A 15021-nucleotide genomic window follows, 5' to 3' on the forward strand; every position below is an offset into this window, starting at 1 on the left:
CTGTGGTGTGACAGTGACGAACCGGGCCTCCGGGCGGCTAATGTCTCATCATGGAGCGGCGAATCTTCGGCCTCGAGACCGAGTACGGCGTCACCTGCACCTATCGCGGGCAGCGGCGGCTGTCCCCGGACGAGGTCGCGCGGTATCTGTTCCGTCGCGTCGTGTCCTGGGGCCGGTCGAGCAACGTGTTCCTGCGCAACGGGGCCCGTCTCTACCTGGACGTCGGGTCGCATCCGGAGTACGCGACACCGGAGTGCGACTCGGTGACCGACCTGGTGGCCCACGACCGGGCCGGCGAGCGGATCCTGGAGGGGCTGCTCGTCGATGCGGAGAAGCGGCTGCACGACGAGGGCATCGCAGGTGAGATCTACCTGTTCAAGAACAACACCGACTCGGCCGGCAACTCGTACGGCTGCCACGAGAACTACCTGGTCTCGCGGCACGGCGAGTTCGGCCGGCTCGCTGACGTGCTCATCCCGTTCCTGGTCACCCGGCAGTTGATCTGTGGGGCCGGCAAGGTCCTGCAGACCCCGCGCGGCGCGGTCTACTGCCTGTCCCAGCGGGCCGAGCACATCTGGGAGGGCGTCTCCTCGGCGACGACCCGCAGCCGGCCGATCATCAACACGCGCGACGAGCCGCACGCCGACGCCGAGCGCTACCGGCGCCTGCACGTGATCGTCGGCGACTCGAACATGAACGAGGTCACCACGCTGCTCAAGGTCGGCACCGCCGACATCGTGCTGCGGATGATCGAGGCCGGGGTCGTCATGCGGGACCTGTCGCTGGAGAACCCGATCCGGGCGATCCGCGAGGTGTCGCACGACATCACCGGTCGGCGCAAGGTGCGGCTGGCCTCCGGCAAGGAGGTCAGCGCGCTGGACATCCAGCAGGAGTACCTGGCCAAGGCCACCGAGTTCGTCGAGCGCCGCGGCGGCGACCAGGCCGCCAAGCGGGTCGTCGAGCTGTGGGGCCGGGTGCTCAACGCGGTGGAGAGCGGTGATCTGGAGCCGGTCTCGCGCGAGATCGACTGGGTCAGCAAGCTGCGGCTGATCGAGCGCTACCAGCGCAAGCACGACCTGCCGCTGTCCCACCCCCGGGTCGCGCAGATGGACCTGGCGTACCACGACGTGCGCCGTGGGCGTGGCCTCTACGGGCTGCTGGAGCGTCGCGGCGAGGTGGACCGGGTGGCCACCGACCCGGAGATCTTCGAGGCCAAGGAGACCCCGCCGCAGACCACGCGGGCGCGGCTGCGCGGCGAGTTCATCCGGCACGCCCAGGAGAAGCGGCGCGACTTCACCGTCGACTGGGTGCACCTGAAGCTCAACGACCAGGCGCAGCGCACGGTGCTCTGCAAGGACCCCTTCCGGGCGTACGACGAGCGCGTGGAGCGGTTGATCGCCAGCATGTGACGGGTGTGCCGGCCCCGGCGGTGGTGTGCCGCCGACGGGGTCGGCCGGCCCGGTAGGCTGAGCCGGCCATGACGACTTCTGGACCATCCGACCGTTCCGAGCGCTCCGAGCGCGGCACCGAACGGCAGAACTGGGTCGAACGCCGGCGGGAGAAGATCCGCGCCGAGGTCGACCGCAACCGGCGCGGTGAGTACACCGTGCCGACGTGGGTGCTGGCCCTGGCGCTGGTGCTCATCGTGGGCGGCTGGCTCGCCCTGATCTTCCTCTCCTGATCCCTCGGCGCTGTCGCGCGAGCGGTGACCCACCGGGGCCAGAGGTTGGCCCGGCCGGGTCGCGTCGACGGGTACCCGCCGATGTCGCCGTCGTGGGGGGCCCGCCCGCCCACCGCGTCGACGACACCCGGACGCGACGACGCGGGAGGCGATCATGGACGACGACCGGACGGTGCCGCAGCCGGAACGCGGTGGGGGAGGCTGGCAGGACCCGGGTCCGCGCGACGTGGTCCGGGACCGGCAGAATCCCGATCTGCTGACCCCGCCCAGCACGGATGCGGGGACGCTGCCCAACCTGCGGTTCTCGTTCTCCGACGCGCATACCCGCGTGCAACGCGGCGGCTGGACCCGCGAGGTGACCGTACGGGAGCTGCCGATCGCCACCGAGCTCAGCGGTGTGGACATGGCGCTGGAACCGGGCGGCTACCGGGAGATGCACTGGCACAAGCAGTCCGAGTGGGCGTACGTGTCGCGGGGCAGCGCCCGGATCAGCGCCGTCGACCAGGAGGGCCGCAACTTCCTCGACGACGTACGCGCCGGTGACCTGTGGTTCTTCCCGCAGGGGGTGCCGCACCACATCCAGGCGCTCGACGAGGGCGTGGAGTTCCTGCTCGTCTTCGACGACGGCGCGTTCACCGAGAACGGCACGTTCCTGATCAGCGACTTCTTCGCGCACACCCCGAAGGACGTGCTGGCCAAGAACTTCGGCTGGCGACCCGAGCAGCTCGACTCGATCCCGGAGCGGGAGAGGTACATCTTCGCGGGGCAGGTGCCGCCGCCGCTGGACCGCGACAAGGTGGTCAGCCCGAGCGGGGACGTGCCCCGCAGCCTGAGCCACCGGCTGCTCGCGCAGCAGCCTCAACGGTTCGCCGGCGGCCAGGTCCGCATCGCCGACGTCACCCAGTTCCCGGCGGCCACCACGATCTGCGCCGCGCTGGTCGAGGTCGACCCGGGTGGGATGCGCGAGCTGCACTGGCACCCCACCGACGACGAGTGGCAGTACTACCTCTCCGGCCACGGTCGGATGGGCGTGTTCGCCTCTCAGGGCGTGGCGGGCACCTTCGACATGCGCTCGGGTGACGTCGGGTACGTGCCGTTCGCCTACGGCCACTACATCGAGAACCTCGGCACCGAACCGCTGGTCTTCCTGGAGATGTTCCGCAAGCCCCGGTTCGAGTCCGTCTCGCTGACCCAGTGGATGGCGAACACCCCGGCCCAGGTCAGCGCCGACACCCTCAACCTTCCCCGAGAGCTGATCGAAGCCCTACCAAGAGACCAACGCCCGGTGATCCGCTGACCCCGACCCCGGGTGGGTTAGGGGAGGTGGGTGGTGGCGTGGCGGCCGGCGGCGGCGGCCGTCAGGAAGTAGGCGTGGTCGGCGTCCAGGTTGCGGCCCATCGTGGACAGCGGCACGGTACTGGCGCGCAGCGCGGCGTCGAGGCCGGCGGTGGGCACCCGGACGATCCGGTGTCGGGCCGTCAGCGGCGCCAGCGCCGCGTCGACCTCGGCGGCAAGGGCCGGGTCCAGGTCGTCGGGCACCACCAGCTCCGCCGGGGCGAGGGCGACCCGGCCGTACGCGGTGAGGCTGTGGTGCGACACGCCCCGGTGCCGGGGGCGGGGGTCGGCGTCGGAGATGCGCAGTGAGCCGATCGGGCGGCCGCCGAGCGTGGCGATCGCGTTGACGGCCTCGCCGACGGCGACGCCGGAGAAACCCCACCGGGTGCCGGTGCCCAGGTTGCCGGGCCCCTGGGCGACGATGGCCACGTCCGCGTCCAGCACGTGGCGGGCGGCGAGCAGACCGCCATGCAGGGTGGTGGCCTCCAGGTCGCCGCCGAACGCCTGCCCGACGGTGATCGTCCCGGCCAGTTCGGCGCGCAGCCCGGCGAGCGTGCGGGAGAACCAGGCCGGCAACGCCCCGCCGTCGGTGAGCAGGTACGCCACCCGGGCCTGCGGGGCCCCGGCCCGGATGCCGGCCAGGATCGCCGGCAGGGCCGAGTGCAGGTCGGCGGTGACCACCGGCATTCCACCCAGGTCGTCGGCGTCGGCGAGCAGGGCGCGGTGCGGGCTGGCCTCCTCGTCGACGCCGAGCAGGATCGGCTGCAACGGGGTGTAGCGGGCCTTGACCAGGTGCCCGGCGTCGCGGGTGTCGCCGGCGTCCGGCGGGTCCGGCGGCAGCCGGTCCGGCAGGGCCACCACGAGGGCGTAGCCGCCGGTGCCCAACCCCATCAGCAGCGCGCCCGCGTTGAGCAGCACCCGGTCACCCGGCTCGGGCGTGCCGACCAGTTCGGGATAGGCCAGCGCCCGCATGCGCGTGCCGTCGGGCAGGTCGACGTCGAGTTCCACCGCCCCGGTCCACTGCCGCCGCAGCGCCGCCACCGTCCCCGCCCGCCATCGCACCATGACGGGCACGCTAGCCGCGCGGACCAGCCGGCCCGCGCCCGGGTCGGTCCACCCCTCAGCGGGCGTCGGGTTCGCCGCCGAGGTCGGCGCTCGGCCTGGCCTGGGTGGGGTCGGAGTCACCCTCGGCGTCGGCCCTCGGACTCGCCTGGGTGGAGCCGGGTTCGCCCCCGGCGTCGGCGCTGGGCGCGGCCTGGGTGGCGCGGGCCTGCCCGACGGCCCCGGGCAGCGAGCGGGTGGGGTCGAGGAAGACGAAACGGATCTCCGGGTACCGCTCGGTGAGCCGCCGCTCGGCCTCGTCGGCGGTGGCCTCGATGGCCGCGCCGGTGGCCTCGTCGCGGAAGTCGACCTTCGCGGCGACGAGGATGTCGTCCGGGCCGAGCTGCATCGTCAGCAGGGTGTCGATGCGTTCCACCTCGGGCAGCCCGGCCAGGTCGCGTTCGATCTCGCGGCGCAGCCGCTCCGGAACGGCCCGGCCGACCAGCAGCGACAGGTTGTTGCTGGCCAGGATCCCGGCGACGGTCAGCAGCAGCAACCCGATCAGGATCGACGCGACGCCGTCCCACACCTCGTCGCCGGTGGCCTCGGACAGGCCGACGCCCAGCGCGGCCAGCAGCAGGCCGATCAGGGCCGCGCTGTCCTCCAGGAAGACCGCCTTGACCGTGGTGTCGGCGGTCAGTCGCAGGAACCGCCGAGGTGTCGTCTGCCAGCGCGCGGACTCGCGGCGGACCTGCCGCACGGCCCGCGCCAGCGAGATCGACTCGATGACGAACGACACCGCCAGCACGATGTACGAGATCAGATAGTCGCCGCTGTGCTCGTGCACGAGGATCGTGGTGACGCCGTGGGTGACGGCGAAGCCGGCGCCGGCCACGAAGGTGAACATGGCGGCGAAGAACGCCCAGACGTAGCTCTCCTTGCCGTACCCGAAGGGGTGTCGTCGGTCGGCCGGGCGGGCTCCGCGGCGCAGCGCCTGGAACAGCAGCACCTCGGTGGTCGTGTCGGCGACCGAGTGCGCCGCCTCGGAGAGCATCGCGGCCGACCCGGAGATCAGCCCGGCGATCAGCTTGGCGATCGCGATGGCGAGGTTGGCGGCGCCCGCGACGACCACCGTGCCGACGCTCTCGCTCTCGGTCTTCATCTCGCCCTGCGACATGAGGGCAACACTATGGCGGCGGGCGGCGGCTCGCCGGGGGAGGGGCTCGATCCGAACAAGTGTGCGGCACGCCCGCGTGGGTGCACGTCCTTGGCGTGTCGGCTGCTAGCGTCTACCGCGTGTCGCGGACCCGCACCGAACGCCTGGTCAACCTGGTGATCTGCCTCCTGTCCACGCGACGGTTCCTGACCGCCGCGCAGATCGCCGCGACCGTGCCCGGCTACGAGCACGACCCCGACGACGCGCGCGACCATGAGGCGTTCCAGCGCAAGTTCGAGCGGGACAAGGCCGAGCTGCGCGAGCTGGGCGTGCCGCTGGAGACCGGCACGGCCAGTGTCTTCGACGCCGAGCCCGGCTACCGCATCGCCCACCGTGAGTACGCGCTGCCCGACATCCCCCTGGAACCCGACGAGGCCGCCGCGGTCGGCATCGCCGCCCGTCTGTGGCAGCACGCCGGGCTGGCCGCCGCCGCGTCGTCCGGGCTGGCCAAGCTGCGCGCCGCCGGGGTGGACGTCGACCCGCAGGCCACCCTCGGCCTGGAGCCGATGGTCACCGTCGATCCGGCGTTCGCGCCGCTGACGGCCGCCGCGCGGGACCGCCGCGAGGTCGGGTTCGACTACCGGGTGCCCGACCAGGACGCGCCCACCCGCCGCCGCCTCCAGCCGTGGGGCGTGGTCTGCTGGCGAGGGCGGTGGTACGTGGTGGGCCACGACCTGGACCGCGCGGCGACCCGCTGCTTCCGCCTGTCCCGGGTGGTCGGCGCTGTCCGGGTCACCGGCGCATCCGGCGCGTACGAGCCACCGGCCGGCGTCGACCTGATCAGCCACGTGGCCCGTTGGTCCGGGCCGGTGGAGCGCACCGGCCGGGCCACCGTGCTGGCGGCGTCCGGGCGGGCCGCCGGTCTGCGCCGCTGGGCGGTGGAGGTGACCGCCGGGCCGGACGGCGACCACCTCGTCCTGCCGTACGCCGACCCGGACTCTCTGGCCGGCCAACTCGTCGGGTACGGCCCGGACGTGCGGGTGCTCGACCCGCCGGAGGTCCGCGAAGCGGTCATCCAGCGACTCAAGGAGATCGCCGTCCGGCACGACGAGCTGACCGTCACCGGGGGTGCCCGGTGACGCGTCCGGCCGCCCGCGGCGGTTCCCGCGCCTCCGCCGACCGACTGGCGCGGCTGCTCAACCTGGTTCCCTACCTGCTGGCCCGGCCCGGCATCGAGATCGCCGAGGCGGCCGGTGACCTGGGCGTCACCGAACGGCAGCTCCGGGAGGACCTGGAGCTCCTGTGGGTGTGTGGGCTGCCCGGTTACGGCCCCGGTGACCTGATCGACATGGCGTTCGACGGCGACCGGGTGACCATCACCTACGACGCCGGCATCGACCGACCGCTGCGGCTCACCCCCGACGAGGCCCTCGCGCTCGTGGTGGCGCTGCGGATGCTCGCCGAGACCCCCGGCGTGGCCAACCGGGAGGCCATCGAACGGGCCCTCGCGAAGATCGAGGACGCCGCCGGTGACCTGGTGGGCGCACCGGTCGCGGTCCGGCTGCCCGGGGACACCCGGCGGGTCGAGGCGCTGCGCGCCGCCGTGGAGGGCGGAAAGGCGCTGCGGATCACCTACTACACGGCGGCCCGGGACGAGACCACCGAGCGCGTCGTCGACCCGCTGCGGATGCTGATGGTCGGCGGCCGGGCGTACGTGGAGGCGTGGTGCCGGCGCGCGGAGGCCGTCCGGCTGTTCCGGGCCGACCGGATCGACGCGATCACCGAGCTGGACGAGCCGGCCACCGTCCCGCCGCAGGCCGTCCCGCACGACCTCACCGAGGGTGTGTTCCGGCCGTCGCCGGACCTGCCGCTGATCACCCTGCGGATCGGGCGGGGCGAGCGGTGGATCACCGAGTACTACCCGTGCGAGCGGGTGGAGGCCGGCGACGGCGACGAGTGGCTCGTCTCGCTGCGGGTGACCGACCTGGGGTGGGCGCGGCGGTTCGTGCTGGGCCTTGGCCCGGACGTCACAGTGGTCGCCCCGGTCGAGCTGGCCGAGCAGGTCCGGGCGACCGCAGCCGCCGCGCTCGACGCGTACGCCGTGCCGGCGGCCGTTCCCCGGCGTGCGCCGGCCGATTCCGTGCCGGTCGGCGTGCCGGCGGGCGATCCGGCGGTGCCTGCCCGCACCCAGTAGGCTGACCGGCGTGCTGATCTGGATCGTGCTCGCGGTGGTGCTGCTCCCGCTCGTGGCGCTCGCGCTTGCCGTACGCCCGGTGGTGAGCCGGCTGCCCCGGCTGCGCCGCGCCGCGGTGGCGTTGCAGCGGCGGGCCACCGAGGCGGAGGCGCTACGGGAGACCGCCGAGGCGTTGCAGCAGCGCGCCGAGGGTGTTCAGCGCCAGCTCGACACCGCCCAGCAGCGACTCGCCGTGATCAAGGCCAAGCGCGGCTGACCGACCTCTGCCGGCCACCGCCGTCCCTTGGTCGGGTGGCGATGGTTGACTGATCATCGCGGTTGGTCAAGACTTCACCGGCCGGGCCCTGATCATCATCCCCGGCCTGTGGCATTCGGTCCATCCGCACGTACGATGGGCTGCGTATCACCCCCCGGACACAGAGCGACTGGAGCTTCTCATGGGTGCCCTCAAGCCGTGGCACATCGCAGTTCTCGTGGTTGTGCTGATCCTGCTCTTCGGTGCGAAGCGGCTTCCCGACGCGGCCCGCTCGCTGGGTCGCTCGCTGCGGATCATCAAGGCCGAGACCAAGAGCCTGCAGGACGACGACCGCGACCTGGCCGAGAAGGCTGACGCGCAGGCCGGCTACCAGCCGCTGCCGCCGCACACCGGACAGCAGGCGCCGTACGCCGGGCAGCCGCAGCAGGCGCCGTACCAGCAGGCGCCGCCGCAGCAGCCGGTCGTCGACCCGGTGCACCGCGTCCGCGACAACTGACCGAAGGGCCCCACCACAGTGGCCTTCGCCCTGCGTAAGCGCGGCCCGAGCACCTTCGAACGGGCCGCCGACGGCTCGATGACGCTCATCGAGCACGTCCGTGAGCTGCGTAATCGTCTGTTCCGCGCCTCGCTGGCGATCCTGGTCGGCTTCGGCTTCGGCATCTGGCTGGCCGAGCCGGTGCGGCACCTGCTGTCGCAGCCGTACTGCGACCTGCCGGGGTCGAAGGACGCGTCCGGCAAGTGCCTGTTCGTCCAGCTCGGCCCGGCGGACCTCTTCCTGTTGAACCTGAAGATCGGCCTCTGGGTGGGCCTGATCATCGCGGCGCCGATCTGGCTCTATCAGCTCTGGGCGTTCATCGCGCCCGGTCTGCACCGGCACGAGCGGCGCTACGCGTACGCGTTCACGGCCCTGGCGGCACCGCTCTTCGCCGCCGGTGCGGTGCTGGCGTTCTTCGTCACCGCCAAGGGCCTCGAGTTCCTGATGAACGTGTCCGGCGATGACATCTCGACGACCCTGGAGGTCACCCGCTACATCTCGTTCGTCACCAACCTGATCCTGCTGTTCGGTGTGGCGTTCGAGTTCCCGCTGATCGTGCTGATGCTCAACTTCGTGGGCCTCGCCAGCGCGAAGCGGCTGCTCAGCTGGTGGCGGGTGGCGATCTTCGTGTTCTTCGCGTTCTCCGCAGTGGTCACCCCCACGCCGGACCCGTTCGGGATGACCGCCCTGGCGGTCTGCCTCTCCGCGCTCTACTTCGGGGCGGTCGGGGTGGCGTTCATCAACGACCGGCGGCGTGGGCGGGGCAAGGAGGTCTACGCCGGTCTCGACGACGACGAGGTCTCGCCGCTGGAGTTCGACACGGACCCGGTCGTGGCCGGGCAGCGGGTCGACGCGACAGCGCCGATCGGTGCGCCCGAACCGATCGCGAAGCCGGCGCCCATCGAACGCCGCTACGACGACATGACCTGACGGCCCCGCGCCGCCGGAGTGCACCGACGCCGTCCCCGCCTGCCGGGGGCGGCGTCGTCGTGTCAGCGGCCCCGCAGGACGCTCACCCGACGCGCCGGCGGCGAGACTGATCGTGACGTCGGCCGCCCCGGGTGAACGGCGGGTGTCCGACCGGTACGGTGCTGCCCGTGACCGCAGACGATCACCTGTCCGGCCCGCCCACCGACGGCCCGGTCGAGCGCACCCCTTCCGCCGGCGACCCGGTCGAGCGCGCCCGGGATGAGGGTGGCCCGGTGGCCGTGCTCGTCAACCCGACGGCCGGCCGGGGACGGCACCGGGCGCTGCTGCCCCGGCTGCTGGACGGGCTGGCCGCCGCCGGCCGGCCGGTCCGGAAGCTGTCGGCGTCCGACCCGGACGAGGCGGAGGCGGCGTGTCGTACCGCGGTCGCCGACGGTGTCGACGCGCTTGTCGCTATCGGCGGGGACGGCACCGTGCACCGGGCCATGCAGGCCGTCGCCGGCACCGACGTGCCGTTCGGGCCGGTGCCGGCCGGCACCGGCAACGACTTCGCCCTCGACACCGGCTTCCCGGCCGATCCCGTCGCCGCCGTGGCGGTGATCGACGAGGCGCTGCGCGCCGGTCGGACCCGCGTCGTCGACCTGGCGCGGATGACCGGCGTCGGCGGGGCCGAGCGCTGGTACGGGGCGGTCCTCGCGGCGGGCTTCGACGCGATCGTCAACGAGCGCGCCAACCGGATGCGCTGGCCGCGCGGCCCCCGCCGGTACGACCTGGCGATCGTGGTCGAGCTGGCCCGGCTCCGGCCGCGCCGCTACACGCTGCGCCTCGACGGGGTGCCGCACGAGCTGGACGCGGTGCTGGTGGCGGTGGGCAACTGCCCGACGTACGGCGGTGGGATGCGGATCTGTCCCGACGCCGACCCGACCGACGGGCTGCTCGACGTGGTGGTGGCCGGTCGCGTCGACCGGCGGACCCTGATCCGGGTCAAGCCGCGCATCTACCAGGGCACCCACGTGAGCCACCCGCTGGTGAGCAGCTACCGGGCCCGCACCGTGGAGTTGGCCGCCGACGACATCGTCACGTACGCCGACGGGGAACGCTCGCTGCGCCTGCCGGTGACGATCACCGCCGTGCCGGGGGCTCTGCGACTGCTGCTCTGACCCGTACCGCGCCGATGCTGGCGGCGATGACCAGCACGATGGCGGCGCATTCCAGGAGCGTGAGCGCCTGCCGCAGCACCAGCCATCCGGCGAGGGTGGCAATGGCCGGGCCGAGGCTCATCAGCACCGCGAAGGTGGCGGTGGGCATCCGGCGCAGCGCCAGCAGCTCCAGGGTGTACGGCAGTCCGGACGCGAGGACCGCGAGGGCGGTGCCCAGCGCCAGCACCTGCGGGTCGAGCAGGGCCGCGCCGCCGTCGACGATTCCCAGGGGCAGGGTGACCAGCGCGGCGAGGGTCAGCGCGAGGGCCAGCCCGTCCGCGCCCGGGAACCGGTCGCCGACCCGCGCGCTGAGCACGATGTACGCCGCCCACATGGCGCCCGCGCCGAACGCGAAGGCGACCCCCGCCGGGTTGAGCCGGTCGAAGCCGCCCTGCCCGAGCAGCGCCACCCCGGCCAGCGCGAGCCCCGCCCAGCACCAGCTCGCCAGCCGACGGGCGGTAAAGACCGACAGAGCGAGGGGGCCGAGCACCTCCAGGGTCACCGTCGGGCCGAGCGGGATCCGCTCGATGGCCTGGTAGAACAGCGAGTTCATGCCGGCCAGGGCCAGCCCGAACGCGCCGGCCGCGAGCCAGGCCGATCGGTCGTGCCCGCGCAGCCGGGGCCGGCACACGATGAGCAGCAGCACGGCCGAGATCGTCAGCCGCAGGGTGACCGCCCCGGCCACCCCGGTACGCGGAAAGAGCAGCGCGGCCAGGGCGGAGCCGAACTGCACCGACAGCGCCCCGCCGAGCACCAGCCCCACGGCGAGGACGCCGCCGCGGCGTTCGGGTGGCGCGTCGGTCGGCGCCGACGCGGGCAGCAGGGTGTCCGTCACGGCCCTGACGCTAGGCGGTCGGCTTCCGGGCTTCGCGCGCGGTGTCGACCTCCCGCCACCCGAATCACCTGGCCGGTCGGGCGGTGCGATCGTCTCCAGGACGGCGATGTGGGGGCATCTGAGCGCCCGGACAGCGCCATCCCGGCGATCTGGAGTCGATCACCGGTGTGGCCTCGGGGTGCGGCGTGGCCGGATTCAGGTTGGCAGGGCCAGGTCCAGGACCGCGCCGAGGCCGTTCTCCCGACCCGGGTCGGCGGCCGGGAGCACCAGCACCGCGCAGCCGGCGGCGACCGCGCCCGCGTCCGCCGGAGTGTCGCCGACCATCAGCGTCTGCTCGGGGTCGACGCCGAGCATCCCGCACGCCCGCCAGAAGATCGCCGGGTCGGGCTTGCAGCGCCCCACCTCGTACGACAGCACGAACGCGTCCACGAGGTCGGTCAACCCCCAGGCGTCGAAGTGCGGTCGCAGGTCGAAGCCGATGTTGCTGACCACCGCGACCCGCACACCGGCGTCGCGCAGCGCGGCCAGCGTGGGGGCGGTGTCCGGGTACGGCAGCCAGCCCTCGGCGACGAGCAGCCGCTCGTAGAGGGCGTCGGCGAAACCCTCGATGCCCGCGTCCACGGTTTCGGCCAGCCCCGTGTAGGCCCCCCGGTGCGCGTGCGCGTAGAGGTCCCGGTCGGCCCACAGCTCGGCCAGCCGGGGCGGCACCCGGGCCGGCAGGGGACCGCCCGCGCGGCCGGCGGTGAGCAGCCGGTCGGCCAGCGAGGTGGCGCGAACCCGGTCCAGGGTGACCCCGCAGGCGGCGGCGGCTTCGGTGACCCACTGCCGGGGCTCCTCCACCTGGGCCAGGGTGCCGTGGAAGTCGAAGAGCACCGCCTTGACGGGCCGTCGGGACGCCCGGGGGGCGCTGGCGTCCGCGACACTGCCCGGCGGACTGGTCTGGGGCGGTTCGGCATGGTCCGGCACGCCGTGCACCCTACCGACCGCCGCCGACGGCCCCCGCGCACGGCCTTGTCGGGTGTCGTGTCCCGGCACGCACTAATCTTGGTGCCATGTCGAGCCCCGCCGAGCGGTACGCAGCGGCACGCCGCCGGGCCGCGCAGACCGCGCAGTTCCCGGCACTGGACGAGTTCGCCCTCGACCTGGGGTTCGATCTCGACGACTTCCAGCGTGAGGCGTGTCAGTCGTTGGAGCGGGGCAGCGGCGTTCTGGTCTGCGCCCCCACCGGTGCCGGTAAGACGGTGGTCGGCGAGTTCGCCGTACACCTGGCGCTGCGCGGGCGGCCCGACGACCCGGCGGCGGCCGACGACGCCGCCACGCCACCCACCCGGCGCAAGTGCTTCTACACCACGCCGATCAAGGCGCTGTCCAACCAGAAGTACCACGATCTGGTCGCCCGGTACGGCGCCGAGCAGGTCGGCCTGCTCACCGGCGACAACGCGATCAACGGCGACGCGCCGGTGGTGGTGATGACCACCGAGGTGCTGCGCAACATGCTCTACGCGGGGTCCAGCACCCTGCAGGGACTGGCGTACGTGGTGATGGACGAGGTGCACTACCTCGCCGACCGGTTCCGCGGGGGCGTGTGGGAAGAGGTGATCATCCACCTGCCCGCCTCGGTCACCCTGGTCTCGCTGTCGGCGACCGTGTCCAACGCCGAGGAGTTCGCCGACTGGCTGGTCACCGTGCGCGGCGAGACCGCGGTGGTGGTCAGCGAGCACCGGCCGGTGCCGCTGTGGCAGCACATGCTGGTCGGCAAGCGGATGTTCGACCTGTTCCACGACGCCGACGCCGCCCGCAAGCACGACGTGCACCCGGAGCTGCTGCGCTACACCCGGGACCAGATGCGCCGGCTGGAGCTGGGGGAGGGGCGCAGCGCCGGGCCGGGCGCCGGCCGGCGTGGCCCCCGCTGGCGTGGGCCGATGCGCCCGGACATCGTCGACCGGCTGGACCGCGAGGGGCTGCTGCCGGCGATCCTGTTCATCTTCAGCCGGGCCGGCTGCGCCGCCGCCGTGCAGCAGTGCCTCGCCGCCGGGCTGCGGCTCACCTCGCCCGACGAACGCGCCGAGATCCGCCGGGTGGTCGAGTCCCGGGTCACCGCCATTCCCGGCGAGGACCTGACGGTGCTGGGCTACTGGGAGTGGCTCGACGGCCTGGAGCGCGGCCTCGCGGCCCACCACGCCGGCATGTTGCCGGTGTTCAAGGAGATCGTCGAGGAGCTGTTCGTCCGGGGCCTGGTCAAGGCGGTCTTCGCCACCGAGACCCTCGCCCTGGGCATCAACATGCCGGCCCGCTGCGTGGTCCTGGAACGGCTGGTCAAGTACAACGGCGAGGCGCACGTCGACCTGACCCCGGGGGAGTACACCCAGCTCACCGGCCGCGCCGGTCGACGGGGCATCGACGTCGAGGGGCACGCCGTCGTGGTGTGGTCCCCGGAGACCGACCCGCGGCACGTGGCGGGGCTCGCCTCCACCCGCACCTATCCGCTGCGCTCCAGCTTCCGGCCCTCGTACAACATGGCGGTGAACCTGGTGGGCACGGTCGGCGCGGAGCCGGCCCGGGCGCTGCTGGAGTCCTCGTTCGCCCAGTTCCAGGCGGACCGGTCGGTGGTCGGCCTGGCTCGGCAGGTGCAGCGCAACACCGAGACCATCGAGGCGTACGGCGCGGAGGCCGCCTGCCACCACGGCGACTTCGACGAGTACTTCGCGCTGCGGGTGGCGATCGCCGACCGGGAGAAGGCCATCGCCCGGCAGGGGCAGACCCAGCGCAAGGCCGCCGCCGTGGCGTCGCTGGAGCGCCTGCGGATCGGTGACGTCATCCGGGTGCCGTCCGGCCGGCGGGCCGGCCTGGCCGTCGTGCTGGACCCGGCGACCGGCGGGTTCGGCGAACCGCGTCCGCTGGTGCTCACCCAGGACCGCTGGGCGGGGCGGGTCAGCCCCGGCGACTTCACCACCCCCGCCGAGGTGCTGGCCCGCATCCGGGTGCCCAAGCACTTCAACCACCGCTCGCCGGGTGCCCGGCGGGATCTGGCCGCCGAGGTCAGCGGCACCGGCCTGGACCGGCACGGCGGCCGGCGCGGCGGCCGGTCCCGGCAGACGCCCGGCGAGGACCACCGGCTCACCCAGCTCCGCACCGAGCTGCGTAACCATTCCTGCCACGCCTGCCCGGAGCGCGAGGAGCACGCCCGCTGGGCGGAGCGGCGTCGCCGTCTGGAGCGGGACACCGAGGAGCTGCGCGAGCGGGTGTCCGGGCGCACCGGGTCCCTCGCGCGGACCTTCGACCGGATCGTCGCGCTGCTGACCGACCGTGGTTACCTCGCCCGCGACGGCGCGGTCACCGACGCCGGTCGGATGCTCGGCCGGATCTGGACGGAAGCGGATCTGCTGGTCGCCGAGTGCCTGCGCCGACGGGTGTGGGACGGGCTCTCCCCGGCCGAGCTGGCCGCCGCGGTGTCCGTGGTGGTCTTCGAGGCGCGTCGCGACGTCGACGAGCGGGCGTCGCTGCCGCGCGGCCCGGTGGCCGACGCCGTCGACGAGACGCTGAAGCTGTGGGGCGAGATCGAGGCCGACGAGGCGGCGCGCGGTCTGGCCGCGACCCGGGAGCCGGATCTGGGCTTCGCCTGGCCGGTCTACCGGTGGGCGCGGGGCGAGGCGCTGGCCAAGGTGCTCGGCAGCGGGCACGAGATCGACGGGGACATGCCCGCCGGCGACTTCGTCAGGTGGGCGCGGCAGGTGGTCGACCTGCTCGGTCAACTTGCCGACTCCGGCGGCGCCTCGCCGGAGCTGCGCTCCACCGCTCGGCAGGCGATAGCGGCCATCAACCGGGGCGTGCTGGCGTACCACACCTCTGCCTGATAATCATT

The 15021-nt window shown here is 73.4% G+C and carries 14 protein-coding genes; 10 read left to right on the forward strand and 4 right to left on the reverse strand.

What is annotated here, in order from left to right:
* Window positions 1-50 precede the first annotated feature (50 nt).
* From pafA to AB0B39_RS24040, 3 genes are all read left to right on the forward strand, one after another.
* Window positions 51-1409, forward strand: a complete 1359-nt coding sequence (pafA, locus tag AB0B39_RS24030; RefSeq protein WP_234581936.1) for a Pup--protein ligase — start codon at window positions 51-53, stop codon at window positions 1407-1409.
* 68 nt (window positions 1410-1477) lie between these two features.
* Window positions 1478-1681, forward strand: coding sequence for a hypothetical protein (locus AB0B39_RS24035; RefSeq protein WP_234581935.1), 204 nt, complete (start codon window positions 1478-1480; stop codon window positions 1679-1681).
* 154 nt (window positions 1682-1835) lie between these two features.
* Window positions 1836-2978 (forward strand): oxalate decarboxylase family bicupin, encoded by a 1143-nt coding sequence (locus AB0B39_RS24040; protein WP_357490270.1) that lies wholly within the window; start codon window positions 1836-1838, stop codon window positions 2976-2978.
* A 17-nt stretch (window positions 2979-2995) separates the two neighbouring features.
* Here the strand turns inward: AB0B39_RS24040 and AB0B39_RS24045 are convergent, their stop codons facing one another.
* Both AB0B39_RS24045 and AB0B39_RS24050 read right to left on the reverse strand, forming a co-directional pair.
* The gene (locus AB0B39_RS24045) at window positions 2996-4081 is read right to left on the reverse strand and encodes a DUF3866 family protein (RefSeq protein ID WP_357575448.1); all 1086 of its coding nucleotides are present in this window, start codon (window positions 4079-4081) and stop codon (window positions 2996-2998) included.
* A 55-nt stretch (window positions 4082-4136) separates the two neighbouring features.
* Window positions 4137-5234, reverse strand: a complete 1098-nt coding sequence (locus AB0B39_RS24050; RefSeq protein WP_357490274.1) for a cation diffusion facilitator family transporter — start codon at window positions 5232-5234, stop codon at window positions 4137-4139.
* Between the two features lie 119 nt (window positions 5235-5353).
* Here AB0B39_RS24050 and AB0B39_RS24055 point away from each other — a divergent pair, with 119 nt between their 5' ends.
* The 6 genes from AB0B39_RS24055 to AB0B39_RS24080 all read left to right on the forward strand — a co-directional run bounded on the left by AB0B39_RS24055 (window position 5354) and on the right by AB0B39_RS24080 (window position 10285).
* Window positions 5354-6352, forward strand: coding sequence for a WYL domain-containing protein (locus tag AB0B39_RS24055; protein WP_234581931.1), 999 nt, complete (start codon window positions 5354-5356; stop codon window positions 6350-6352).
* Window positions 6349-7407, forward strand: coding sequence for a YafY family protein (locus tag AB0B39_RS24060; protein ID WP_357490276.1), 1059 nt, complete (start codon window positions 6349-6351; stop codon window positions 7405-7407). The genes AB0B39_RS24055 and AB0B39_RS24060 overlap by 4 nt, the downstream gene beginning before the upstream one ends.
* 10 nt (window positions 7408-7417) lie before the next feature.
* Window positions 7418-7663 (forward strand): hypothetical protein, encoded by a 246-nt coding sequence (locus AB0B39_RS24065; RefSeq protein ID WP_357575449.1) that lies wholly within the window; start codon window positions 7418-7420, stop codon window positions 7661-7663.
* A gap of 181 nt (window positions 7664-7844) precedes the next feature.
* The gene (gene tatA, locus AB0B39_RS24070) at window positions 7845-8159 is read left to right on the forward strand and encodes a Sec-independent protein translocase subunit TatA (protein ID WP_279516191.1); all 315 of its coding nucleotides are present in this window, start codon (window positions 7845-7847) and stop codon (window positions 8157-8159) included.
* A gap of 18 nt (window positions 8160-8177) precedes the next feature.
* Window positions 8178-9128 (forward strand): twin-arginine translocase subunit TatC, encoded by a 951-nt coding sequence (gene tatC, locus AB0B39_RS24075; RefSeq protein ID WP_234581928.1) that lies wholly within the window; start codon window positions 8178-8180, stop codon window positions 9126-9128.
* 272 nt (window positions 9129-9400) lie between these two features.
* On the forward strand, window positions 9401-10285 hold the full coding sequence (locus tag AB0B39_RS24080; protein WP_357575501.1) for a diacylglycerol kinase family protein: 885 nt from the start codon (window positions 9401-9403) through the stop codon (window positions 10283-10285).
* On the opposite strand, the gene AB0B39_RS24085 is transcribed toward AB0B39_RS24080, so the two are convergent.
* Window positions 10248-11159: an EamA family transporter gene (locus tag AB0B39_RS24085; RefSeq protein ID WP_357575450.1), complete on the reverse strand. Its 912-nt coding sequence runs from the start codon at window positions 11157-11159 to the stop codon at window positions 10248-10250. The two genes, AB0B39_RS24080 and AB0B39_RS24085, sit on opposite strands and share 38 nt — an antisense overlap.
* 195 nt (window positions 11160-11354) lie before the next feature.
* Complete coding sequence (locus AB0B39_RS24090) at window positions 11355-12125, reverse strand: HAD-IA family hydrolase (protein WP_357490281.1); 771 nt, start codon at window positions 12123-12125, stop codon at window positions 11355-11357.
* Between the two features lie 86 nt (window positions 12126-12211).
* Between AB0B39_RS24090 and AB0B39_RS24095 the strand changes: the two genes are divergently transcribed.
* Window positions 12212-15013 carry a DEAD/DEAH box helicase gene (locus AB0B39_RS24095; protein WP_357575451.1) on the forward strand — a complete coding sequence of 934 codons (2802 nt, stop codon included), beginning with the start codon at window positions 12212-12214 and terminating at the stop codon, window positions 15011-15013.
* Window positions 15014-15021 lie beyond the last annotated feature (8 nt).

Origin of the sequence: Micromonospora sp. NPDC049114 (genome assembly GCF_040648635.1) — a bacterium.
Lineage (GTDB): Bacteria > Actinomycetota > Actinomycetes > Mycobacteriales > Micromonosporaceae > Micromonospora.